Source organism: Streptomyces sp. CA-106110, assembly GCF_050936285.1.
Lineage (GTDB): Bacteria > Actinomycetota > Actinomycetes > Streptomycetales > Streptomycetaceae > Streptomyces.
The window spans coordinates 2,912,182-2,935,571 of the sequence record NZ_JBNJNB010000001.1 but is presented as its reverse complement, the minus strand read 5'-3'; the positions used below and the strand labels follow the sequence as shown (position 1 = coordinate 2,935,571).

The 23,390-nt window shown below is 67.4% G+C and carries 19 protein-coding genes and 1 pseudogene; 11 read left to right on the top strand and 9 right to left on the bottom strand.

Annotated features, from left to right (window positions below; genetic code table 11):
- Positions 1-80: 80 nt before the first annotated feature.
- The gene (locus tag ACQEXA_RS13535) at positions 81-971 is read left to right on the top strand and encodes a DUF429 domain-containing protein (RefSeq protein ID WP_433129993.1); all 891 of its coding nucleotides are present in this window, start codon (positions 81-83) and stop codon (positions 969-971) included.
- 16 nt (positions 972-987) lie between these two features.
- Here the strand turns inward: ACQEXA_RS13535 and ACQEXA_RS13530 are convergent, their stop codons facing one another.
- Together ACQEXA_RS13530 and ACQEXA_RS13525 are read right to left on the bottom strand one after the other, a co-directional pair.
- A complete protein-coding gene (locus tag ACQEXA_RS13530) occupies positions 988-3,642 on the bottom strand; it encodes a hypothetical protein (protein ID WP_433129991.1) in 2,655 nt (884 codons plus the stop codon).
- Positions 3,639-5,129 carry a hypothetical protein gene (locus ACQEXA_RS13525; protein WP_433129989.1) on the bottom strand — a complete coding sequence of 497 codons (1,491 nt, stop codon included), beginning with the start codon at positions 5,127-5,129 and terminating at the stop codon, positions 3,639-3,641. Before ACQEXA_RS13525 ends, ACQEXA_RS13530 begins: the two co-directional genes overlap by 4 nt.
- Before the next feature lie 637 nt (positions 5,130-5,766).
- Here ACQEXA_RS13525 and ACQEXA_RS13520 point away from each other — a divergent pair.
- Positions 5,767-7,074 (top strand): hypothetical protein, encoded by a 1,308-nt coding sequence (locus tag ACQEXA_RS13520; protein ID WP_433129987.1) that lies wholly within the window; start codon positions 5,767-5,769, stop codon positions 7,072-7,074.
- Positions 7,075-7,668: 594 nt separating this feature from the next.
- Here the strand turns inward: ACQEXA_RS13520 and ACQEXA_RS13515 are convergent.
- Complete coding sequence (locus ACQEXA_RS13515; protein WP_432936572.1) at positions 7,669-8,013, bottom strand: hypothetical protein; 345 nt, start codon at positions 8,011-8,013, stop codon at positions 7,669-7,671.
- A gap of 129 nt (positions 8,014-8,142) precedes the next feature.
- Here ACQEXA_RS13515 and ACQEXA_RS13510 point away from each other — a divergent pair, with 129 nt between their 5' ends.
- The 3 genes from ACQEXA_RS13510 to ACQEXA_RS13500 all read left to right on the top strand — a co-directional run bounded on the left by ACQEXA_RS13510 (position 8,143) and on the right by ACQEXA_RS13500 (position 9,780).
- The gene (locus ACQEXA_RS13510; protein WP_432936574.1) at positions 8,143-8,364 is read left to right on the top strand and encodes a GntR family transcriptional regulator; all 222 of its coding nucleotides are present in this window, start codon (positions 8,143-8,145) and stop codon (positions 8,362-8,364) included.
- Between the two features lie 655 nt (positions 8,365-9,019).
- Positions 9,020-9,328 (top strand): transposase, encoded by a 309-nt coding sequence (locus ACQEXA_RS13505; RefSeq protein WP_433129985.1) that lies wholly within the window; start codon positions 9,020-9,022, stop codon positions 9,326-9,328.
- Complete coding sequence (locus tag ACQEXA_RS13500; RefSeq protein ID WP_433129983.1) at positions 9,325-9,780, top strand: IS3 family transposase; 456 nt, start codon at positions 9,325-9,327, stop codon at positions 9,778-9,780. The genes ACQEXA_RS13505 and ACQEXA_RS13500 overlap by 4 nt, the downstream gene beginning before the upstream one ends.
- On the opposite strand, the gene ACQEXA_RS13495 is transcribed toward ACQEXA_RS13500, so the two are convergent.
- The gene (locus ACQEXA_RS13495) at positions 9,713-10,939 is read right to left on the bottom strand and encodes an IS110 family transposase (RefSeq protein ID WP_433129981.1); all 1,227 of its coding nucleotides are present in this window, start codon (positions 10,937-10,939) and stop codon (positions 9,713-9,715) included. The genes ACQEXA_RS13500 and ACQEXA_RS13495 overlap by 68 nt on opposite strands.
- Positions 10,940-11,257: 318 nt before the next feature.
- Between ACQEXA_RS13495 and ACQEXA_RS13490 the strand changes: the two genes are divergently transcribed.
- Together ACQEXA_RS13490 and tnpC are read left to right on the top strand one after the other, a co-directional pair.
- Entirely contained in the window at positions 11,258-11,605 is a 348-nt protein-coding gene (locus tag ACQEXA_RS13490; RefSeq protein WP_433129979.1) for a transposase, read from the top strand.
- 188 nt (positions 11,606-11,793) lie between these two features.
- The gene (gene tnpC / locus ACQEXA_RS13485) at positions 11,794-13,242 is read left to right on the top strand and encodes an IS66 family transposase (protein ID WP_432920114.1); all 1,449 of its coding nucleotides are present in this window, start codon (positions 11,794-11,796) and stop codon (positions 13,240-13,242) included.
- Positions 13,243-13,911: 669 nt separating this feature from the next.
- Here the strand turns inward: tnpC and ACQEXA_RS13480 are convergent.
- Complete coding sequence (locus ACQEXA_RS13480) at positions 13,912-14,103, bottom strand: hypothetical protein (RefSeq protein ID WP_433129977.1); 192 nt, start codon at positions 14,101-14,103, stop codon at positions 13,912-13,914.
- A gap of 34 nt (positions 14,104-14,137) precedes the next feature.
- Between ACQEXA_RS13480 and ACQEXA_RS13475 the strand changes: the two genes are divergently transcribed.
- Complete coding sequence (locus tag ACQEXA_RS13475; RefSeq protein WP_433129975.1) at positions 14,138-14,452, top strand: group II intron maturase-specific domain-containing protein; 315 nt, start codon at positions 14,138-14,140, stop codon at positions 14,450-14,452.
- Between the two features lie 543 nt (positions 14,453-14,995).
- Here ACQEXA_RS13475 and ACQEXA_RS13470 read toward each other — a convergent pair.
- Complete coding sequence (locus ACQEXA_RS13470; protein WP_433129973.1) at positions 14,996-16,336, bottom strand: IS701 family transposase; 1,341 nt, start codon at positions 16,334-16,336, stop codon at positions 14,996-14,998.
- A gap of 325 nt (positions 16,337-16,661) precedes the next feature.
- Here ACQEXA_RS13470 and ACQEXA_RS13465 point away from each other — a divergent pair, with 325 nt between their 5' ends.
- Positions 16,662-17,942: an IS256 family transposase gene (locus ACQEXA_RS13465; RefSeq protein WP_432938879.1), complete on the top strand. Its 1,281-nt coding sequence runs from the start codon at positions 16,662-16,664 to the stop codon at positions 17,940-17,942.
- Between the two features lie 479 nt (positions 17,943-18,421).
- Positions 18,422-18,823, top strand: a complete 402-nt coding sequence (locus ACQEXA_RS13460) for a WhiB family transcriptional regulator (RefSeq protein WP_433129971.1) — start codon at positions 18,422-18,424, stop codon at positions 18,821-18,823.
- A gap of 261 nt (positions 18,824-19,084) precedes the next feature.
- Here the strand turns inward: ACQEXA_RS13460 and ACQEXA_RS13455 are convergent, their stop codons facing one another.
- The 3 genes and pseudogenes from ACQEXA_RS13455 to ACQEXA_RS13445 all read right to left on the bottom strand — a co-directional run.
- Positions 19,085-19,963 (bottom strand): IS1380 family transposase, encoded by an 879-nt coding sequence (locus tag ACQEXA_RS13455; protein WP_433134549.1) that lies wholly within the window; start codon positions 19,961-19,963, stop codon positions 19,085-19,087.
- Between the two features lie 131 nt (positions 19,964-20,094).
- Positions 20,095-21,798 carry an IS1634 family transposase gene (locus ACQEXA_RS13450; protein ID WP_433129969.1) on the bottom strand — a complete coding sequence of 568 codons (1,704 nt, stop codon included), beginning with the start codon at positions 21,796-21,798 and terminating at the stop codon, positions 20,095-20,097.
- A gap of 170 nt (positions 21,799-21,968) precedes the next feature.
- A pseudogene (locus tag ACQEXA_RS13445) lies at positions 21,969-22,463 on the bottom strand (IS1380 family transposase); the annotation flags it as partial.
- A 205-nt stretch (positions 22,464-22,668) separates the two neighbouring features.
- Here ACQEXA_RS13445 and wrbA point away from each other — a divergent pair.
- Positions 22,669-23,286 carry an NAD(P)H:quinone oxidoreductase gene (gene wrbA / locus ACQEXA_RS13440; protein ID WP_433129967.1) on the top strand — a complete coding sequence of 206 codons (618 nt, stop codon included), beginning with the start codon at positions 22,669-22,671 and terminating at the stop codon, positions 23,284-23,286.
- The last annotated feature ends 104 nt before the right edge of the window (positions 23,287-23,390 follow it).

Sequence of the window (23,390 nt, the reverse complement as noted above, 5' to 3'; positions counted from 1 at the left end):
TCGGCCGGCGCGGCCCCGGCTGATCGGCAGGGAAGAGGCCCGCTTCACATCAGAGGCGGGTTCTCTGGTACCACGGCTGCATGGGAATCGAACGGTTCATAGGCATCGACCTCGCCTGGGCGCAGAGCGGAGCCCGCACCCAGCCCAATGAAACAGGCGTGGCCGCTATCAACGCGCACGGCGTCGTGATCGAATGCGGCTGGACCCGCGGCCTCGACGAGACGATGTCATGGCTGGCCGGGACAGCCGTCGACGGATCGACCCTGGCATTCGTCGACGCACCGCTGGTCGTCGACAACCCGGCCGGCCAACGGCCGTGCGAGCGGGAGGTCGGCCGGCGGTACGGCCGTTGGAAGGTGAGCGCGAACAGTACCAACCAGAGCTCTCCCCGACAGGCCGGAGTGCTGCTGCGGGAACGGCTGGAGGAGTCAGGCTGGTGCTACGACGACGGCAGGGGCGGGCCGCCGGCCAGCGGTCTGGTCTTCTCCGAGTGCTATCCGTACACGACCCTGGTCGGAGCCGCCGAGCTGGGCTACGACCAGGAACGCCCCACGTACAAGCGCCGACCGGCACGGGTTCCGACGGCACAGTGGCGAGCGGTACGGGCGGCGGAGTGCGACAGGCTGATCGGGCACATGGCGGGCCTGGCCACCGCCGATCCGCCCCTCCTGCTCTCCTCCCACCCGGTCTCCCGTCAACTGCTCTCCGAGCCCTCACCTCAGAAGGCGGCTGACTACAAGCACCGGGAGGACCTCATCGACGCGCTGCTCTGTGCATGGACGGCCGCACTGTGGTATCGGCAGGGACTGGCGCGCTGCCAAGTGCTCGGAGCGGACAGCTCCCTGCCTCCGGGACAGGCTCCCACCATCATCGCGTCTGCCCGCCTTGAGCAGCGGCGTGACGGTGAGACGAGGCGAATCGAGGGAACTCAGCCGCTCGACGGTCCGTCGCCGATGGCGTCACGGCACTGATCGCTTTCTTTCCCCGTCACGTGTCGAGTGTGAACAGGCGACTGACCAACTCCGGGTAGGCGAGGCCCGCTTCGGCGAGAATCTTCCTGAGAGCTTCCGGCGGGCCCTTCTGCAGCGGGGCCGAACCGACGCGGCCGGGTACCGCGGAAAGGTCGCCGCCGCTGAACCGTGATTCCGGTGTGGCGGGGAGCCGCACCTGGTAGGTGCGCCAGACCCGTGCCGGGGGATTGAGCAGGACCAGGTAGGGGTCCGCCCATGCCATGAAGGCCCAGCGGTTCTTGCTGCGGGCTCGCACGAGCACGCCGTCGGCGTGGTGCCGCCCGAGTCGTTCGGCGGCCTTGGCCACGACCGGAAGCGGATTGCCGAAGGAGCCCGTGATCTCCCAGAGCCCGTCCTCGGACGCGACCGACCAGCCGGCCGCGGTGAGCCCCTCTATCGCCTCCGCGTAGGGGTCGTCTTCCTGCGCCAGAGCGATGAGTCTGTCCACCTCGCTCCAGGGCGCGACGCGGGCGAGCGCCCGCTCCGGCGGGATCATCAGGTCCTCCGCCTCGGCGGGCTCGGCACGCGCGATCATCGCCTTGCCGCCGTGCCAGGCGCGGGCCGCGAGTACGTCGTGCTCGCCGCCGCCGGTGAAGGTGGCGTCCTGGACGAGCAGTGTCATCACCACGGCCGCCACCGCGTCCAGCCGTCGCCGGGTCTCGGGCGGCGCATCGTGGTCCGCCTCGCCCGCCAGGTCTTCGGAACGGAGTGCTTCGAGGAGGCGGCTGAGTCCGTCGCGCCAGCTCTGGTCCTGCTCGTCCCAGACTCCGGCGGCCAGGAGCTGGACGTACAGGTTGGCCACGAGCAGCCGGACCGGAACCGGTGCTGCGGCTGAACCGTCAGGGCCTGTGAGCGCCGCGACCCAGCGCTGGGCCCAGGCGCGACAACGGGCACGCTGCTCTGGCGCGACGTACGGGGCGAGCGGCTCGCTCGTGGTGGGGAGGTCCACCTCCTCCGTCTCGTCCTCGTGCTCTTCGTCGTCCTCCTCCCGCACGCCAAGGGTGACCGCCGACACGATCCACCGCGACGAGGGTGCCTGCGGCAGGTCGAGCTGCGAGGTGCCGAACGCCAGATCCGTCAACGGCGCCCCGATCATCCGGCGGCAGTCGGCGAGGTAGGCGTCCCAGCGGTCGACGCCGCTCGATGTCACCGAGCCCGTTGTCGTGTCTCCCGCCGGGCTCACCCGGGGAGCGGACGTTCCGGCGGTGAGTTCGCGCAGGCGCAGCAGATCGGTTTCGAAACGGCGTGCGGCACGCTCGTCGGCGAACAGGGTCTGCGCCGTGTAGTCGTATCTCAGGCGGGGACCGCTGTCGGCGCCGTGGCGCCGTACGCAGTGCACGGGGCTGTACACGAAGACGACGGCGGATTCTGCTGTGGTGCCGTCAGGACGGGCGCACGTGGCGCGAACCGCCGCACCAGGAACCTCGGGCAGCGGGAAGGAACAGGCCGAGACCCCCGCCGGAATGGTTCCGGTCCGTGTCCAGGAACCCGGTGAACCGTCCGGAGACGTGCTGATTACCACGGGCAGGGGCTGGGGGTGCGCCAGAGAGACGTGCAGGCCTTCGCTGTCCGTCTTCGCGCCCAGCAGGACGAGCGTGTGACCGGTGGACTCGAAGGGCCGGATGGTGCGGCCCGTCAGGCTTGCGAGTGAGGTGATGCGCCCCTGTTCGGGAAGCAGCGGCGCGGTGTCGGCGGTGATTACCGCGAGCTCGCAGTTGCCGCCGTCCCGGGTGCTGGTGCACAGCGCGGCGCGGGTCAGATTCGGGCTCCCGGTGAGAGCGTATCGGCGGCCGCCGGCCTGCCACTCGACGAACTTGCCGTGCCGCATTCGAGTCTCCTCGAGAAAACGGATCTGCGCGTCGAAGCCGCCGAGTGCCCTCTTGATCGCTCCGGCGTCGTAGCTGGACCAGCGAGGCTGGAGCCCGAGGATGGTGCGGCGGGGTGTCAGACGGCCGACCAGCCCGCTGAGGGCATGCCCGGCGTCGTCGACGAACGGGGCGTATGCGTGCAGTTCGTCGACAGGACCGAGCGGCAGTTGGTCCAGCAGACTCTCCTGGAGATTGTGCAGAAGCCGGGCACCTGATTCCGGTCCGGCCGGGGCGTTGACATGCCGTTCGGTCAGAAGGGCAGCCATTTCCGTCAGATGACTCGTCGACCAGGGGGCCATTTCCACGGCGGAGGGTAGTGCGTCCAACCAGTCGGCGAGGTCGGCCAGGAGCGCGTGGGAGTCGTCGTCCTCAGTTTCCACCACCGTCCACAGTTCGTCGTTGGCACCCCAGCCGGACAGCGTCGGGTTCCCCGAACCCACTGCGAGCCGGCAGGCGTGTTCTCCGACCAGAAGGACGACCTTGGGGTGGAACGCACGCCGGCAGGAGGCCAGGCCGTGCAGATAACTGCGGCCGGCCATGCGCACATCGACCGGGTCGTACAGCCCTTGGGCCGCATCACCGATCACCGCGGTGCGAGCACCCAGGCCACGGGCGACGGGTATGGCGACCTTCTCCAGGAAGGGAAGATCGACTGTGAAACCGAGGAAGAGTGCTTCGTGCAGCGGCTGCTGATCGCTGCGTTCGCTCCACTCTCTCAGCAATGTGACGGGGGACGCGAACCGGGTGTGCTGTGCCGCGCTCATGGGTTTGTCTCCAGGATTCGCCGTCCCTCCGCGGAGACGGTGTGGCAGTTGTCGCGGACAGCGAAAAGCCCCAGCTGCACTGCCAGGGAGCCCAGTTGGGGGATGCGGGTGCCGATGTCGGAGTCTCCTTCGTCACCGGTCTTGAAATAACGCTCGTTGCGAAGGTGTAGACGGGAGAAGATCTTCAGTCCGCCGGTCGCGGGGTCGGTGCGCAGCTTCGCGAGGGCGACTCTGCGGGACTGGGCGAGCATGTCGTCCACCAGCCGGGCGGCCAGGTCACGGACCGGCCGGTCGGCGTAGTCGTCGATGAGGCCGTCGACCCACGTCGGGTCGAGGAACTCGGCCCAGCGCCGCTGACGGCCCAGGAAGACGGCCCGTACGTCGTCTGGCAGATGACCTTCTCGGGAGCGCAGCGCACCCACCATCAGGAGCAGCACATTGGCCATCGGGGCATCGACGCCCTGCGCTAGGAGTTGCCGTTCGGCAGGCAACAAGTGACCTGCCACGTTCTTGAGCGGAGGCAGGTCGTCCAGGACGCGCCGTACATTCGCATCCGGGGCCTGTTGCGCCAGCCAGTCGCGTAGTTCCTCGGCCGACCGGTCGGCCTCGCCGTCCTTGGAGCCGACGCCGGCCACCAGCGCCGCCCACAGCCGACGCCAGGCGCCGACGGAGTAATGGCGCAGCAGCACTCCCCGCCAACCGGCCGTCTCGGGAATCGCCGCCAGGACGGGATCCGTTGTCGCCTCGCCACCGAAGGCCACCGCGGAGCGCAGCGTCTCCTGATACCCGTCGCCCTCATGACCGTGGAGATCGATCGCCCGGCCGAGGATACGGAGGGTCGCACGCCGTGTGTGGTCGGACGCCTCCCAGTCCCCCTGCGCGTGGGTTCCTCCACCGCGAGTTGCGGTCAGCAGGTCCGTCAGCCATTCCCGCTCGGCCGGACACGGGACGCCAAGAGCCGCCTGCCCCGCTGTCTCCAGGTCGGCGAAGGACACGATGTCCCGCGCCGCGAGAGACAGCAGAGGGGCGAAGAGCTCCTTGACCGCGGGAGGGCACGGGTGCCGGCCGGGTCTGAGCACTCCGTCCCGGACGTCCACGGTGCCGAGCACCGTGGCGGGTCCGCCGTACTGGTCCCAAAAGCCCCAGCGGCGGGGTGAGTACGACTGGCTCAGCTGCTCCTCGTCGGCGGCTCGTGCGAGTTCCAGTTCCTCTGCGCAGAAACGCCGAACTCGATCGACCCCGTGGGCAAGCCACGCCGGATCTGTCTCCGTGTGGTGCTGGAGCGCCGCCAGCAGGACCTCGCTGCGGCGGACCGCCCGGCGGCACGCGGTGATGTCCCAAGCGTTCCGTTCCGCGTGCGCCGCGATTGCCGCATACAGCGAGTGGTAACGGATGTAGCGGGTCACGGTGGACACTCCAGGAACCAACCGGTCCACCGCCCGCATCACCGGGCCCTCCACCGCCAGGGGATAGCGCCCGGACCGCACGCCCAATCCCTCGAGTGCCCATGCCGGCCCACGGACATCCGCTGTCACTTGCCACCCCTTGTTGGCTGCCGGAGCGTTGCATCGGCAGGAGCTACCTGACCCTGCCTCAGAATAGATGCTGATTTCGGACGAGAGGCCAGTACCGTCGACTGGATTCGGGAAGTTGCCGGGACGCGCCCGATCTCGCCCCAAGGCCGTCCGCGACTTGGCTTTCGGCAACGCCCGAGTTGAGTTCGGTGCTGATGCAGGCGATCGATTCACGAACCCCATTGGGCAGCGACGACAGACAGCGCATTAACGGGCTCCGCTATGCCGTCTACATCCAGGGCGGTTGCAAGTTCCCGGATCCCAGATGCCCTGCGGGAGCGCTGTGGTGAGGGCGACTCTGAGGCTGCTACGCGGCCGCCTGAGGTCCGCGATCTTTCGCAGCGTGCGATTCCCGCGTGCCCAATGGGTCTCGTCGGCCCGCACCACGAGCCGCCGGTCCCGGCCAGTCATTGCAGGTGGGGACGCCGTCCGTTCCGTTGTGGGATCGTCAGTTCACCTGGAGACAGAGCCCGTAGCTGCATACACGAGGTTCATGCCGTTCTTGTCGGACGTCAGCCGTAGGCTGTTGTCGGAAAACAAGGGGGAGACGATGACTGACGATCGCAAGGCAGTCGTTCCGGTGTGGATGCTGGCGACCGGTGACGTCCGGGTGCCGGCAATGGCCGGAGGCGAGGCGATGACGGCTGAGCGCCTGGCTGAGCTGCGTGGTGTGCTGGCCGCCCTGGCCGCCGCGCCGATCGCCACCCTTGAGGTGCATCCGCTGCCCGACAAGCTCGACCGCAGCCGAGGCATCCCGCTCGATGCCGCGAGTCCCCTGGCGCAGCACCTGTCACAGTTCATCACGCAATCGACGCGAAGTTCCCTTACAGCGGCCAGGGCGACCGCCGCCGGCGAAAACCTGTATCGCATGGTGGTGCCGGCGAAGGTCGCCGCCCAGTTCGGTCAGGGCATCGTTCGCCCGATGGCGTCGAAGGCGGCGGCCGGTGGCATCCACAGTGCACTCATGAACTCGACGGGCATCGCCGCCAATGCGACGTTCGTGCCAGTCGGTAAAGCGGCGGCAGCAGGCGCGGTCGGCGGAGCCGGTGCGACAGCCAGCGTCGCGGCCGCCGGCAGCGCGGCGCTCACCGTGGCCGCGCCGCTCGTGCTCATGGCCGTAGCGGTGGGCATGAGCGCGCATGCCGACTACAAGCGCCAGCAGGCTATCGAACACATCACAGAACTGCTGGAGCAGCTGCACGAGCAGAAGCTCGAAGATGAACACAGCGAACTCGACGGCTGCCGCGATGCCATCGACAAAGCCACCGCCATTCTGCTTGACCAGGGCAAGCTCGGAGTCTCCCTGGGACTGGACTCGGCAGTGCACGCCATCAACACGGCGTTGGGCGCCGCTGACCGCCGCCTTGCCCGGTGGCAGAGCGCACTCGACAAGCTGCCCGAGGGCAAGTCCGTCGAGATCAGCACGCTGGCCAAGTCGTTCCCCGGCGTCGACGAGCATGGCGGCATGTTCCGCGCCCACCTCGAACTCGCTGCCCTGGCCATTGCGCTGAAGAGGCGGGTCGTCGTCCTGCAGGCTGTCGAGCATGCCCAGGACCACCCTGACAACTTGTTCGAGAACTTCACCCGCGAACTCAAGCGCGACCAGCAGCGCCTCGACGAACTGGAGTGGAGCATTGCCAGTGTCCTGGAACGCTTGTCGGCGCTGGAGCTGGCAGGTCCGCAAGGTCTGTGGCCCGTCTTCACGACCGGTGAAGTCGATCGCCTGATGCGAGCGGCAAACCGGATTCGCAAGCTGGGCGACGGCGTCGTGGTCAACAGCCGCACGACAGACGTGGCGATTGAGATTGCCCGCAACAAGGACGGCTCGGTGGTCGTGTTCCCTGCGCTGTCCGCGTAGACGTAGGCGCGCTCGCACTCACGTGCTGCGTGGTGTGGGGCTGCCCGAAACCTCGAACGCGATAGTGGCCCTACGGCCACGCGGTCGACGTAACTGAGGGTGATGTTGGCCTTTCGCGACCGGCCCAGCTTGGTCCAAGGTGCAATCGGGCATGGGACTCTCCAGCTCATGCTGCCTGTGCGGGCTGTGAGACGCAGAGAGTGCGTGCATGGAAGCTGCGCGGACGAGTCGCCTCAGGACACAGCTCATCCCGCCAAAACAATTGCGTGTGCATATGCTCGGGGGATGATCTTGCGCCTCGCGGGAATCTCAACATCAATTAGCCTTGTTTCTGCTGGTCAAGGGATCTCGTGAACGTCCCACTCGCTATAACGATACGGAAGCGAGGGCCTCGGCCTTACGGCCGTGGTCCTCGTCGGGTTTTCGTGGCCGATCGTGGGGTCCAGGGCCTCGCAGAGTGGGCTTTTTCTCGGTGTCGACTGCACTGATGTGCGGTGCGATGCCCCAGGACGCCTCAGGCGTCCGCAGCGGAACGGTGGCAAGCCGTTCACGTGGACCAACCGGCGACCGGATCATCGGATCTGTCGCTGCTGTTCACGCATCCTCGAAGCGGCTCAATAGGGTTTCGCCGATCGCGCTGCTTGCGCTGTTTGTCATCGGCTCCTCGGGCGGAAGACGTTCCCCGCGGAGCTCGGCGACCATGATCGCATCCTCGGTGGCACGTGAAAGGAAGCGGATTGCTTCGCGTAACTCCGCACGGCAGGAGCACTCATCACCAGCGATAGCCTGTGCGCGTCGGACGTCCTCTCTCGCTGCCTCCACCATGCTCTCTTCGCATGAGTCGGCGACAGCCGCCAGGATTCCTCCTGGCTGTACGTATTCGCGTTTCCCCTCCAGGGACGTCCACGGCAACCTACGCAGCCCGGTAATCCCGCTCACTGGGTCGACTCCTCCCCGTCGGCTTGGCCCCCCGTGCTGTAGCGCTGCATCGGGGGTCTCGCCTTCGACTATACGCGCATACGCGTATTCGCGGTCGCGTGAAGACGAAGATTCGCGCACGCTCACAGCATGGATCTTGACCGGAGCAAGCCCGTATGGCCGCAGGTAGCTGATGAACTGCGCAGGCGGATCGATGCCGGCGTGTACCCGAAGGGTGAGCGATTTCCCGCTGTCGTGACCCTCGCTACTGAGCTCGACGTAGCAGCCTCGACCGTGCAAAAGGCGGTGGCCGCCTTGCGTACAGAGGGGCGTCTCTACACCCTGCTCGGGCAGGGCAGCTTCGTGCGCTGACTGCCGCGCGACTCGCAGGAGAGCGCGCCGATGGCAGTTGCCCCCTTCACTCACCGGTCGGTGCCGCAGACGCAGACGCAGCCGCAGTAAGCGGCCGAGCGGGCCTTGAGTGCCGACTCGTAATCTCTGCGGCCACTGCCCCTGCTGTTGCGGGCTTCCAACTGGCATGCCACCCTGTCCCGCTCGGAAATACGATTCTGGGTCTGGCCTGCAGCTTCTTCGCGCGGGGCAGCGGCCTCCGCGGCGCCTGGGATGATCCTTCGATGTCACTGTCGATCATCACCGCGCTGATCCGGAATTTGATCAAGGCGCTCGTTGCCGTGCTGCGCAGCCGCGTGGCCAAGGACGCGGAAGTCCTGGCGTTGCGGCACGAGAACGCGGTGCTGCGCCGTCAGATCGCCCGGGTCCGATACGGGCCCGCCGACCGGATCTGGTTCGCTGCACTCTCACGGCTGGTCCCTCGCGAGCGCTGGCGCCAGGTCTTCGCGGTCACCCCCACCACACTCTTGGCTTGGCATCGGCAACTCGTAGCACGCAAATGGACATACGCCCAGCACCGCCGTCCTGGCAGGCCCTCCACCGTGCCCATGAGGCGCACCCCGCGGTGTGGACACCTGATAATGGATCTTCTTGGTCCTGGAAGGTGTAGATCTACGTGGCACGGCCCTCGAAGTACAGTGCGGAGTTCCGTTCCGACGCGATCGCGTTGTGGCGGGCTTCGGCGGACAGGCGGACGTTCAAGGACGTCGCGGCCGATCTGAACGTCAATCCCGAGACGCTGCGGACGTGGGTGCGCGACGCGGACGGCCGTCCGGCGGCCGCCGGTGCGGGGGAGGGTCCGGAGGGCGAGTTGGCCCGGCTGCGCGCGGAGAACGCGCGTCTGGCCAAGGCGGAGAAGGAATGGCATCTGGAGCGGGAGATCCTGCGTCGGGCAGCGGCGTATTTCGCTCGGGAGATGAAGTGAAGGCCGCCGCTTGGGACTTCATCTCCGCCCACGCCGAGACCTTCGGCATCAAGCGGATATGCCGGGCGCTGGAAGTGTCCCGCTCCGGCTATTACCGGTGGATCGCCGGCGCCGAGGCGCGGGCTGCCCGCCAGGCCGACGAGGATGCCCTGGTCGAAGAGATCCGCGAGATCCACACCGAACACGGCGGCAACTACGGCGCGTTGCGGGTGCATGCCGAGCTGCGGGGCTTCGGCCACACGGTCAACCGCAAGCGGGTCGCCCGGCTGATGCGCAAGCACCACATCGTCGGCCGCCACCTGCGAAAGAAGAAGCGGACCACCATCCCGGACCGTCTCGCGCCGCCGGCACCAGACCTGGTCAGACACCCCATGTCGTTTGGTGTCAAGCGGCATGGGGGTGGGCGTGGTGCGACCAGGCGGTCGCTTCGTCGTAGAGGGTTCGGGTCTTGAGGCATCCGTGGAGGATGCCGACGAGGCGGTTGCCGACCTGCCGCAGAGCCGGGTTGTAACCGGCCTCGCGGGCACGTTGCTTGTCGTAGTAGTGGCGGGCTCCGGGCGAGGCGCGCAGGGCGGAGAATGCCTGGGTCTGCAGCGCGTCGGCGAGCCGGTTGTTGCGGACGTAGCGGGCCTGGACGGTGTGACTCTTGCCAGAGGCCCGGGTGATCGGGCTGGTGCCGGCGTAGTTCTTGCGGGCCTTTGCGCTGGTGTAGCGGGTGGGATCGTCTCCGAACTCGGCGAGCACCCGGGCGCCGGTGATCTCTGCGATGCCGGGCATCGAGAGGTAGATCTCAGCGTCCGGGTGCGCGAGAAAATGGGCCTTCACCCGTCCCTCCAGCTCGACTATCTGCTCGTTCAGCGCGATGATCAGCCGGGCGTGGGCAGTGGCGGTCGCCGCGTAGGCGGCCGTGACCGGCTCGGGCAGGCCGAGCTGCCGCTCGCGCAGCGCGGTCTGGATCGTGGCTGCTTTCGCGTCCCGGTGATGGCGCCGGGCGCGCGCCAGCACGGCGGTGATCTGAGTGCGGGTCAGCTTCGCCCCGGCTGCCGGGGTAGGGGCCTTGATCAGCAGTTCCAGCGCGTCCGTGCTGGTCAGTGTGAGGTCTGCGTAGGCGTTCAAGGCGGCGGGGAAGTACTCGCGCAGCGTGCTGCGCAGCCGCTGGAAGGTGCGGGTGCGTTCCCAGATCAGGGTCTGGTGGGCACGGGCGACGACCTTGACGGCCTGCGCCTGCTCGCTGTCCCCGGCCACCGGCCGTAGCTGGTCCCGGTCGATACGGACCATGTCCGCGAGCGCGTGCGCGTCGCCCTTGTCGCTCTTGGCTCCGGAGGAGGCGTACCGCTCCTTGAACCGGGCGACCTGCCTGGGGTTGATCGCATAGACCTGGTAGCCGGAGGCGATCAGGGCCTGCACCCACGAACCGCGGTCGGTCTCGATCCCGACCACGACCTCGACGGCCTCCAGGTCCTTACCGCCGTGCTTCGCGACGAGCTCGTGCAGCTTCGCGATCCCCTCCACGCCCTCGGGCAGCTTCGCGGCGGCCAGTTTCCGGCCGGCCTCGTCCTGGACCTCGACGTCGTGGTGGTCTTCGGCCCAGTCATCGCCGATCAGCAGCAACTCATCCTCCTGGTCAGGAACTTCGCTTCCTCTGCAGCCTGCGGAAGGCGCGGCACGCGGCCTAATGGATCCAGTGCTCACGCCCTGTGGGGCGGGCACGCCACCCCATCAACGGTCTGGCCTCCCGGCCGACCAGCAGGGGCACGGTCTGACCACAGAAGTCGGATGCTTCCGGCGGTTGAAGTGTTCACCTGCTGGCGGCTACGGCACCGAGTCTCACCGACCCGGCACGTCCCATTAGGCGGGACTGAGGTTCCCCCTCTGAGCTGGACAGCCTGATACTGGGACGGAAGGTCCCAGAGGAAGCAGTTCCAGGTAGTGAGTAAGAAGAGCAACACGAGCAAGCGGTACACGGCCGAGTTCAAGAGGGACGCGGTCGCGCTGGTCTATTCGTCAGGGAAGACGGTCACCGAGGTCACCCGGGAGATCGGCGTGAGCCCGGAGGGGCTGCGGAACTGGGTGAACCAGGACAAGTCCGACCGGGGTCGGGGGCCGGCGGGCGCGCTGACCAGTGACGAGAAGGAAGAGCTTCGCCGTCTGCGGCGGGAGAACCGCGAACAGCAGCAAACCATCGAGATCTTGAAAAAAGCCGCGGCGTGCTCAACCTCTCGGTGCACCAGAGCGACAGGCCTTCGACCAGGGTCACCAGAGTGTGGCTCGACCTGACGCTGGAGCGCACCGACGGTCGCGAACCGGCACCAATCGCCTGGTCTATGGAGCCGAAGTCGGTGGCAACCCCAGGGCGGGCCGGCACCACGGTGACGATCACGTCGAGCTTGAAGATCTGTAACTGGTTTGGTGGTCCTGGCGCACTGAGTTGATCTTGGCGTCCAACTCGTTGATCATTGGATCTCGTGTCCGACACCCCGCCGCTGCCGAGCTACGCGGAACTGATTGCACTCGTTGGCGAGTTGAGGGCCGAGCTGACGGCCGCCCGGGCCGAGATCGCTGAGCTGCGCGCGGAGAACGGTGAGCTGAAGCGGCGTCTGGGGATGAACTCGAAGAACTCCTCCAAGCCGCCGTCCAGCGACGGGCTGGCGAGGCCGACGTCGCTACGTAAGCCCTCGGGCCGAGGCCCGGGCAAGCCCCGCGGCGGCGCCGGGGGCGCGCTGATGCAGGTCGACGAGCCCGACGCGATCGAGGTCCATTCCCCGACCGCCTGCCTGGGCTGCGCGGGTGACCTGACCGGGGCCGAGGTAGTCTCCATCGAGCGGCGGCAGGTCTTCGACCTGCCCGAGATCCGCCTGCGGGTGACCGAGCACCGCATCGAACACCGCCGCTGCGCCTGCGGGCAGGTCAACGCTGCCGCCACCCCTTCCGACGCCCCCGCCGCCCCGGCCCAGTACGGGCCGCGGCTGAAGAGCCTGGCGGTCTACCTGCTCACTCGCCAGCACCTGCCCTATGAGCGGTGCGCCGAACTGCTGGCCGACTGCCTGGACGCGGATGTGGCCACCGCGACTCTGCTCGGGTGGGCCGGGCAGGCCGCCGAGGCAGTCGCCCCGCACACCGAGGCCGTGCGGCAGCAACTCATCGAGTGCGAGGTGGTCGGCTTCGACGAGACCGGCACCCGGATCGCGGGGCGCACCTGCTGGGTACACACCGCCTGCACCCGCTCGCTGACGCTCTACCAGGTCCACACGAAGCGCGGCGTGAAGGCGTTCGAAGCCATGGGCGTCCTACCGCACTTCACCGGCATCGCGGTCCACGACGGCTGGAAGCCCTACAAGACGTACACCGACGCGGTCCACGCCCTATGCAATGCCCACCACCTGCGCGAACTGGCCTCCGTCGTGGACAACGCGCCTGCCGGCCACCCCGAGGACTGGGCCGAAGAGCTGGCCGCGCTGCTGGTGGACACCTGGGACGAGATCAAGAACATCCAGACCGCGCACCCTCACGCCACCGGCTTCACCGTCGACGCCCTCGAACGCCTCACCGCCCGCTACGAGGAGATCATCGCCGCCGGACGGACCCTGCACCCGCCCCGCGCCCCCGGCGAACCACGCCGCAAACGGGACAAGGCCGCGAACCTGCTCGACCGCCTCGACACCGAAAGCCACCAGGTGCTCCGGTTCGCCTTCGACTGGCGGGTGCCCTTCGACAACAACACCAGCGAGCAGGCCATCCGGATGGCCAAGATCCAGCAGAAGATCTCCGGCGGCTGGCGCACGGCACCCGGAGCCGAGCGCTTCTTCGCCGTGCGCGGCTACCTATCTACCGCCGCCAAGCAGGGCCGCAACCTGCTCGACACCATCACCCGACTCTTCGACGGCCGAGGCGCCTGGATCCCCACCCCAGCCTGACCACCAAACCAGTCACGAAGATCTTTGGGGTGGGAGTGGACGCCGCAATTGCCCGAGGGGACGCACCTGCGATGGAGGAAGTACACATCGACACCCTCAATGAATGACCGACCACCCTCGGTGGGTGCTCCGGGAGACCAGCTCTCGGCCTCTGCACGGCGGCACCCGACTCGCCGTAGTGGTACGGGCGCCGCTGCACGAAGAGGTCCAGGCAACGGGCAGCGTTGGGCTTGTCACCCATCAGAACCGGGTCTTCTACTCCCGGCGGCAGTCTCCAGTGGATCCACCTGGACGAGCACAGTGGCTGCGGCAAGTAGCCTGTAGTTGGACGACAGCGTGGCCGTCAAGATCTGGCTATCAGCCAGCCGTTTCGCTTGGCTGCGTCCGGATCTCGAGCGGGAACAGCCGCTGGTCGAAGCCATACGGGGTCTTCGGATTCAGGCGGTGCGCCGGGGCTGTCGGGCTGACCTGCTGTCACGCTGAGTGAATGCCATGGCGGGCGGAATCGTGAGGGCCACGACAGAGATCACCGTGCTCGCGCACGGACCCTCGAAGCGTCTACACGAGCAACCTCCGGTCTGCTGGGCGCACGGAAAAGGCACATGTCCGGTAAACAGAAAGGGCCGAGGAGATGGATACCCTCGCCCCTCAGCAGCCGCTCGGTTATAGCTACAGTCCGTGAGCTTCCTCGTACCGTTTGATTTGCTCGTTGGACAGGCGCCCGGCATGCGGCACGTTCTCGCCCTGATTCATCAGCCAACTACGCACGTCCTTGGTCGTGAATGCTTGGCCGGTCCTGCCCCGTAGCGCCTGGCGCACGTGCATGCCGGTGCGCTTCTGGGCGTCGTGAGCGACGGACACGAACGGCTCCACGGCGTCTTGCCCCAAGCGGGCGATGGGGGTGCTGCGGGACAAGAGCCGCGCGGCCACCTACCGACGCCAGGTGGGACGGCCGCTGGCGGCCGTGGTCGCCGACCTCAACCCCGTACTGCGGGGCTGGGCGGCGTACTTCCGCTGGGGCAACTCGGCCGGGAAGTTCTCCACGATCGACAGCTACGTGCACGAGCGGCTCGCGATCTTCGACAGTCGCAAGCATGCAATCCCCGGCCGCAGTTGGGGCAAGCGCCATGACGGCGCGTGGTTCAACCGGCTCGGGGTGTTCCGCCTGTCCGGGAACGTACGCAGGGTGGCAGCGCATGCCAGCCGCTGAACGATGTCGGTAAGCCGTGTGCGTGAGAAGCGCATGCGCGGTTTGACGGGCGGGGGCTGGAAACGGAGCCCTCACAGGCCACCGCGCCAGTCCCCGACCCTACTGAGTAATCCTCATTCTTGCTGGGCTGAGGCAATTTCTACTTCCCTGATCACCTACCGGACAGTCCGCTTCGCGAAGGCCCGAGGTTAGGGCGGGATTGAGACGTGGTCCGCTCCCGGAAGCGGACCCGCAGATCTCGGCGTCATCGCAGAGTATTACAAACATGCACGTGCATGATCTCGGGGAGTGATCTTGTGGTCGGCGGGATGCTTGTGACCAATTAGGTGCGCTGTGCATGGTCAGAGGATCTCGTGAACGACCCACAACCACTGACGATATGGTGACGAGGGCCTCGACCTTACGGTCGCGGTCCTCGTTGCATGTTCGTAGCTGATTGTGATGCCCAAGGCTTCGTAGAGCGGCCCTTTCTTGTCGGCGTGGACTGCATGGATGCGCTGTCACGGCAGCTGTAGTTCTTGATCGGTGATGCATCGGTGCTGGTCAAGTCGTTGCTGTGGCAGTGATGTTGTTCCATCTGCGGTGGGCTTGGGCGGCTTGGTGTTGGTGGTGGCGACGCCAGGCTGACCAGTGCAGGAGGTGGTCGCGTTCGCGTCGGGGGCGGGGCAGGACTGTGATCCGCAGGAGTCGGAGGAGTTCGCGGCCGCTGGGCGGGACGAGCTCGCTGCTCGTGGTGGCCGTGGTGGTGCGGGCGCGGGCGACGGCCAGGACGGCGGCGGCGAGCATGCTGATCAAGGTCCAGCGCATCCAGGAGTTCCAGCAGGTGGTCTGGCCCTGGTCGAGGCCGCAGACGCCCTTGGCCATCTGGAAGTCCTCCTCGACGCGCCACCTGCGGCACACCACGTCCACAAGATCGGCCAGAGTGACCGGGGCGGCGGAATGGCAGCGGTAGAAGGAGAGTTCACGGGTGTAGCGGTGACGGCGCACCAGGACGGCGGCGTGCCCGGGCCGGTGTCCGTCGGGGGTGTCGTCGGGGCGGATGCCGAGCACGGCCCAGTCGTAGTGGCGGTCGCCCTTCAGGCCGTGGCCGGTGCGCAGGCGCATCCAGCTCTTCTTCGGGACCCGGGCCGCGAGGTCGGTGACGGTCAGGCGGCCGACGGCGGTGTCCACACGGTGATCGGTGCGGACGGCCAGGGCGTAGTCGAAGGCGAGTGCGCGGGCGGCCTGTCGCAGCTCACGGCCGCCGTAGACCTCGTCGCCGGCAAGCCACCGTGCCTGTATGCCCAGGTCGCGGGCACGCTGCAGCATGACGGCGGCCTGCTGGGGCTTGGTGGCGAACTCGATGTCGTCCGGGACGTGGGTGAGCAGGCGGCGTTCCTCGTCGGCGACCCACTCCCTGCCGAGGTAGAGGGCCCGGTCGATCGGGGCGTGCCCGGTGCGGCTCGCGTAGGTGAGGTGGACCGCGACCTGGCACAGGCCGAGGCCGCCGAGCGCACCGGAGTACTGGTGGGCCGCACCGACGCAGTCCGTGGAGGATTTCTCGTCACCGGTCTCATCCACGATCAACACCGCGTCCGGGTCGGCGAGTTCACCTGCTGTCCAGGCCGCGATCCGGTCCCGGGCCAGATCGTGATCGACCGAAGCGCGGGACAGGAAGTGCTGCAGCCGATGCGGACCGCCGTGCCCGAGGGCCTCGGCAAGGGTCCAGCAGTTGCGGGTGTCCAGCTCCATCAGCATCGCCTCGCACATCTCCCGTGCCAGGGCTCGGGGTTCACGGCGCCCGAAACAGTCCGCGATCTCTTCGATCACCGCCCCCAGCGCCGTCATCCATGCCTGCTCGGCTATCGTGGCCTCCACGGCCACCTGCTCCTGATACGTCGTCACAAACGTTCATGATCACGGTGGCCGTACCCATGCTCGCAGGCACCCCTCCACCGCACTGACCAGCATCGACGACCTACCGATCAAGAACTACAGCTGCCGTAGCTGTGCAATGCGTCCAAGACTCTCGGTCATCTCTCGGATCTGTTTTGCGCCGAGCGGGGATTGCTTTTTTCGAGTGACGGCGGGGAGCGCGTCCAGCTTCTTCCGCCCCGCCTCCTTGTCTCTCTGTGCCTCGTTGATCCATTGGGTGACGACGGCTGGGGGAGTGTCTAATCAACGGCGGATCTGCTGATCAAGGGAGAGACGCCACGTGAGCGAGATGACGATGGAGCAAGGGTCCGTGGAGGAGTCGGCAGGCAATGCGACGCCATCGGCCGCGTCGGACGAACAGCTCGTCGCGATGCTCGTTGACCGGGCACGTAGTGAGGGACTGCAACTGACTGGCGAGGGCGGGCTGTTGCAGATGCTGACCAAGCGGGTGCTGGAGTCCGCCCTGGAAGGCGAGATCACCGATCACCTCGGCTACGAGAAGCACGATCCGGCCGGGAAGAACAACGGCAACAGCCGCAACGGCACCCGGGCGAAGACCGTACTGACCGACATCGGTCCGGTGGAGGTGAAGGTGCCCCGCGACACCGCCGGCAGCTTCGAGCCGCAGATCGTCAAGAAGCGGCAGCGCCGCCTGACCGGTGTCGACGAGATGGTGCTGTCCCTGTCCGCGAAGGGTCTCACCCACGGGGAGATATCGGCTCATCTCGCCGAGGTGTACGGCGCCGAGGTGTCCAAGCAGACCATCTCCACCATCACTGACAAGGTGATGGACGGCATGGCCGAATGGCAGAACCGGCCGCTCGACCGCGTCTATCCGGTCCTGTTCGTGGACGCTATCAATGTCAAAATCCGCGACGGTCAGGTCGCGAACCGCCCCATCTACGTCGTGATGGCCGTGACCGTGGACGGCACCCGCGACATCCTCGGCATCTGGGCCGGTGACGGCGGCGAGGGCGCGAAGTACTGGCTGCACGTGTTCACCGAGTTGAAGAACCGCGGCCTGGACGACGTGCTGATGCTGGTCTGCGACGGACTCAAGGGCCTCCCCGAGGCCGTGGAGACCGTCTGGCCTCGCACGATTGTCCAAACGTGTGTGGTTCACCTGCTGCGGAATTCGTTCCGTTACGCCGCCCGCCAGGACTGGGACAAGGTTGCCAAGGCCCTCAAGCCCGTCTACACCGCTCCCAGCGAGGACGCGGCGACGGAGCGGTTCCTGGAGTTCCAGGAGTCCTGGGGCCAGAAGTATCCAGCGATCGTGAAGCTGTGGTCGGACGCCTGGGCCGAGTTCGTGCCCTTCCTCTCCTTCGACGTCGAGATACGCAAGGTCATCTGCAGCACGAACGCGATCGAGAGCGTCAACGCCCGCATACGCAAGGCCGTTCGCGCCCGCGGACACTTCCCCAACGAGGCCGCCGCCCTCAAGTGCATCTACATGGCGCTGATGAGCCTGGACCCGACCGGGAAGGGCCGCAAGCGGTGGACCATGCGCTGGAAGGCCCCACTCAACGCCTTCCAGATCGCCTTCGAGGGCCGCCTGACCCCGAGCAACAACTGACCGCTCAACAACCAAGATCAGCCGTTAAATTGACACACCCCTTCAAAGCCGACCGGTGGATCGAGGCTAAGGGGAATGGCCCAGTCGGTGCTGTCGCTGGAGCAACGCGGCCCTCCGAGTCGGACGTGACTGGCGCGGGCAGGCAGCCGTGCGCCCGGCCATGGTGGTGGTTCGACGCGTCGGTGCAGCCGAAGGATCCCTGCCTGAGTGGTCAGTTCCAGATCGTGATCTTCCGGTTACCCCGACCTGCCCGACCAGCACCCAGTGGGCTGTGCGCGGAGGCATCGCTCCGGTGTCACATGAGGCTGGACTTGCGAAGTGCAGAGAACTGGCCCGGACGACAGAGCTTCAGTTTGTCAATGGCCAACTGGCCGCGGTGATCGCTGCGAAGGACCGCATCGGAGGAGTGTGCGGTCGACCCCGCGAAGGTCAGCAAGGCGACGAAACGGTGAAAGAAGACCGCCAAAGAGGCGTCCCGGATGTACGAACGACGTTCAGTCATTCCACGCAAGCCCGTTCCCGCAAGGCATCCCTACGGTGGCGCCGAACGGACCGATACGGCGGATTGCCGCCGACTTCCGAGGGAGTTCCCCATCGTGACCACACACATGTCGGCAGCGGAGACGAACGCGCTGATCCCGGGTATCACCATGGCGCCGACGACGGCTTGGCGGCAGCGGGCCTCCTGCCGAGGTGCCGATGTCGAGACATTTTTTCCCCTTCCCAACGAGCGGGCCGCCGTTGAACGCGCACTCGAACTGTGTTGCCGTTGCCCGGCGTTGACTCCATGCCAGCAGTACGCGATCAGTCGTCGGGAACGATATGGAATCTGGGGTGGGCTGACGGAGGAAGCACGCGAATGGATCATGCGCCGGAGCTGACTGGGCGACGGCGGGAAGTCGCGTGCGCTCCGCGTCGCCGACCCGCACCCTCGGGACGCCGCACCGGCGGCCTCTTGCGGATGCTGCAGTCTCGGCCTCAGCCTTGATCCACCGACGTGGCCTGGAATGGATCTTCTGACCGGTTTTTGAGCGGGTTTCGGGTCGGTGTCTGTGTCTGGGCAGGTGGTATCCGCTGGTCTGCTCAGCTTTTCCACGGTTCGGTTCCGGTCGGGCCCTGGCGGGCGGGGTGGGCAGGGACTGTCAGCCGGGTTCGGGCGGGGCGTGGACGGTGTCGAAGAGGTGTGTCCAGGCGTGCTGCCAGCGCCAGTTGTGCGGAAGGTGCAGGGTGATGCGCCGGGCGGAGCGGGCGAGGCGGGCCGGGACGTGGATCAGGTGGGCGCGGAGGGTGGCGGTGGTGGCCTTGGCGTGGAAGGCGGAGGTCAGTGCGCCGGTGGCCCGCAGGAGGTTGTAGGCCATGGCCCACAGGGTCAGCCAGGCGGCGTTGGCGTGGAAGTGCCCGGACGGCAGGTGGGCCATGGCAGAGGCTTTGCTGTCCGCGATGACCTGCTCGATGACGGCGTGGTGGCGGTGTTCCCGTTCGGCCTGGAGGGTGGGGGCGGGGTTGTCGGTGAAGAACGGGTGGTAGCGCCAGGCGGGGAAGAGCTCGCCCTGCTCTCCCACGACCGCGGGTTTGGCCAGGTCGCGGACCCGGCGCACGATCAGCCGGGCGGTGACCCGCTCCGTCTTCTTGCGGCCGGCGAACGCGGTGTAGGCGGGTATCTCGGCGACTTCGGCGTCCGAGATGAGTTCCCCCGTCTCGGGGTCGGGCACCGCGGTCGGGTAGGTGATCTGCCGCCATGCCTGGTCGGGGATGGCGAGGATGGCCCGCTTGATGGAGGGGTTCATGCCGGCGGTGATCGAGAAGTGGGCGCCGGCCCGGCGGCAGGCGGCGATCACCCCGGCGTTGTAGAACTGGGAGTCCGCCCGCAGGATGCGGGTGCCGGTGCAGCCGGCCTCCGCGGCGGTAGCCAGGGCCTCACTGACGAACTTCGGGGCGCCGCGGGAGTCGGCTGCCTTGCCGCGGCGCATCCGCACCCCGGCGATCACCGGCCGGGACTGTGGAGTGCAGATCGTGGCCAGCAGTGGGTGCAGGGTGCCCCGGGTTCGACAGTTACGGGTCGTGCCTAGGACACGAAAGTGCGGCCTGACCTGCGGGAACGCGTGGGGGCGCGCTGAAGGCGCGTGTCACTAGGCGCGGGTGTTCGTGCTGGTCAGCGCGTTGCGGTGAGTTCGATGACCTTCTTGGGCACGGGGAGGTTGAGGGCGGTGAGGATGTCGCGCTGGGGCTTGGTGGGCTCGGAGGTCTGGCGGTAGGTGCCGGCGGGTCCGGTGAAGGTGGCGGCCTGCAGGCGCTGGAGTTCGGCGCGCAGACGGTTCCAGGTCTGGCCGGTGGCGTTCTCGGCGACGCGGATCAGCAACAGGGCGAGCCAGCACAGCAGGACGTGGGCGCGGATGCGGTCCTCGCGGCGATGGTAGACCGGGCGCAGGTCCAGGAGTTGCTTCATGTCCCTCCAGCCTCGTTCCACCTCAAGAAGCTGCTTGTATCCCAGGGCGATGTCCTCGGTGGACAGTTCTGGGTCGGAGGACCGCAGCAGGTACTTGCCGTCGAGCTTCTCCTCTGCGGCGATCTTCTTCTTGTCGATGCGCAGGAGGCCGCCGGGGGTGGTCCGCAGGTACCGCTTCATCCCTGGTTTGGTGGACAACTGCCCGGCCAGGTGGGCGCGTTCGGCCGCGTTCAGCTTGTCGGTGCCGGTGATGGCCTCTTCGAGTTGGGTGACCAGGCGGGCGCGGATGGCGGCGTCGCGGGTGGCCTGATCGGGGTTGAAGCAGATGATGTACCGGTCGTCGGAGCCGATGTTGACTTCCTTGACCTGCATGTTGTCGCGGACGGTCGCGTAGCGGCCGGGGCGGGCGAGGGCGGCCTTGACCTCGGCGGAGCCGGAGCGGAGCTTCTCGCCGATGATGTAGCCGCCGCCTCCTTGCATGAGCGCGCGGCGGTTGGCGGCGGAGGTGAAGCCGCGGTCGGCGACCCACACGACGCGGGAGAGGGACCACTCGCGCAGGTCGCGTTTGACCTGGCGGATCAGGTCGCTGTCCGCGGTCGAACCGGGCCATGACCACACGCGCACCGGGATGCCGTCGCGGGTGACGGCCATGCCGACGACGACCTGGGGCAGGTCGTCGCGGGAGTCCTTGGACTTCCCGAAGGCGCGGAACCCCCGTTCCTTGTCGATGAGTTCGGGGTCCGCGTCCTCGGGCAGGCGGCGGCCGTCGGCGTCGCGGGGGACGGGTTCGTCGGCGTCCTCGGTCTCGAAGTAGGTGCTGGTGGTGTCGAAGAACAGCAGGTCCACTTCCAGGTTGAGCAGGTCGGTGACCTGGAAGTACGCCTCCTTGGCCAAGGCCGGTTCTATCTGGAGCAGCCAGTCCATGGCCCGGTAGCAGGACTGTTCGTCGATGGCGGGCAGGCCCTCGATGTGGACATCGTGGCTGATCCAGTCGGTGGCGGCGAGCTTGCTGGAGGCGTCCAGGGCCCGGTTGGCGACCAGTGCGAACAGCACCCGCTCCACGCGTGGGTCCAGGCGGCGGCCGGTTAGCTGGCGGCGCATCACCTGGTCCAGGCCGAGCCGGTGCCACAGTCCGTCCAGGACGTGGGTGCCGCCGAGCGGGCGGGCCTCGGTGAAGGCGAGTTCGGCCGGGCCGGTCAGCGCGGCGGCGCGGGCCGGGTCCAGCAGCCGGGTCAGCGCGGTGACCAGACGCTCGATGGCGTCGCGGTCGATCTCGTCCTCGCGGCCGAAGGAGTGCAGCACCTTGGTACGCGACACCCCCGCGGCCGGGTCCCACTCGTTGTGGGCGAGCTGGAGGTACCGCACCACTTGCCCGGACTTGTTCCTCCGCGAGGACGTACGCACATACACGTGGCTAGACGATACACACTTGTTCGCAGGTCAACGCAGTGTGATCACGCGAATCGTGTCACTAGGGCTTTCACGGGTCTCGCGACCCGGAGACCGTCCTGACCTGCACCTTCATTCGATCCCGTGCCCAAAACCGGCCCACAACTGTCGAACCCGGGGGTGCGGATGCCTTTGAACCGGCCGTACTCGGCGCCCTGCTTGGTGCGGCCGTATACGCGTTTGTGGGTGGAGTCGACATCGATGAACGCCATCTGGTCGGCCCCGGGCAGCAGTGGGGTATGCGCGGCCAGCGCACCCAGGAACCTCCTGTGCACGGCGTGGAGTTGGAGGGCATGGCCGTGGGTGAACGCGCGCAGGAAAGTGCCGAGCGTGGAGGGGGCACGAATGCCGCCGAACATGGTCGGCATCGCACCGTGCCGCAGGACGTCGAGGTCGTCGATGCTGTCCGCACCCGCGACCATCCCGGCCACAATGCTGGTGACCTTCGCGTCCGCCGCCGCACCCGCGCCGTTCGTCACCCCGGTCAACTTGACCTTCTCCGTCACCAGTCGCGGCAGACCACACCGCTCGGCCAGCCGCATCACCGGGACCAGCCCGGCATGCGCGATCAGATTCGGGTCATCGAACGCAGCGGAGACCGCCGCTGGCGTATGGGAAACTTGCATCTCGGAAGTGCCTTGCTGATTGTGCGTGCTGGAAACGTGAAGAACTCCCATCATCGCAGGTCACAAGGCACTTCTTCATTTTCCCAAGCGTCATCCACAGGCATCGGTCGGTGGATCGAGGCTCAGTCAGATGACGGACGCCGGGATCCCGGAGCGGCGGGAGCGTGGAGACCACCCCATTCCGCTTCGCACTCAAGGAGCAGTTGTGGACTCTGCGGTAAACGTGGCTGTCATCTACTACTCGTCCACCGGGACCGTCTTCGAACTCGCCAAGGCAGCGGCGACGGCCGCCGAGAAGGCGGGTGCCGAGGTACGGCTGCGGAAGGTGCACGAACTGGCGCCGGACGAGGCCGTCGCCGCCAACCAGGGCTGGACCGACCACCGGGCCGCCACTCAGCACATACCCGTCGCGGCCCTCGACGACCTGGAGTGGGCCGACGCGATCCTGCTCGGCTCACCCACCCGATACGGACTGCCTGCTGCCCAGCTCAAGCAGTTCATCGACACCACCGGGCCGCTGTGGGCCCAGGGACGGCTGGTGAACAAGATCTGTTCCTCGTTCACCGCCTCCGGGACTGCACACGGTGGCCAGGAGTCGACGATCCTGGCGATCAACAACACCTTCTACCACTGGGGCTCGATCATCGTCGCTCCCGGCTATGCCGACCCCATCCAGTTCCAGGCAGGCAACCCCTACGGCACCAGTCACGTCTTCCAGAACGGCGAGATCCCGCCCGGCCGGACCGAACTGGCCGCCATGGACTTCCAGGCCCGGCGCGTCGTGGACATCGCGAGGCGCCTGCGGCCGCAACTCCCCCTCTGACCGACGTCTCATCCGACGTCCTGATCCGACGTCCGGGAGGACGAGAACCCGGGCGGGCGCCCGGTCGTGGTGAGACACGACCGGGCGCCCGCCCGGGTCAACCG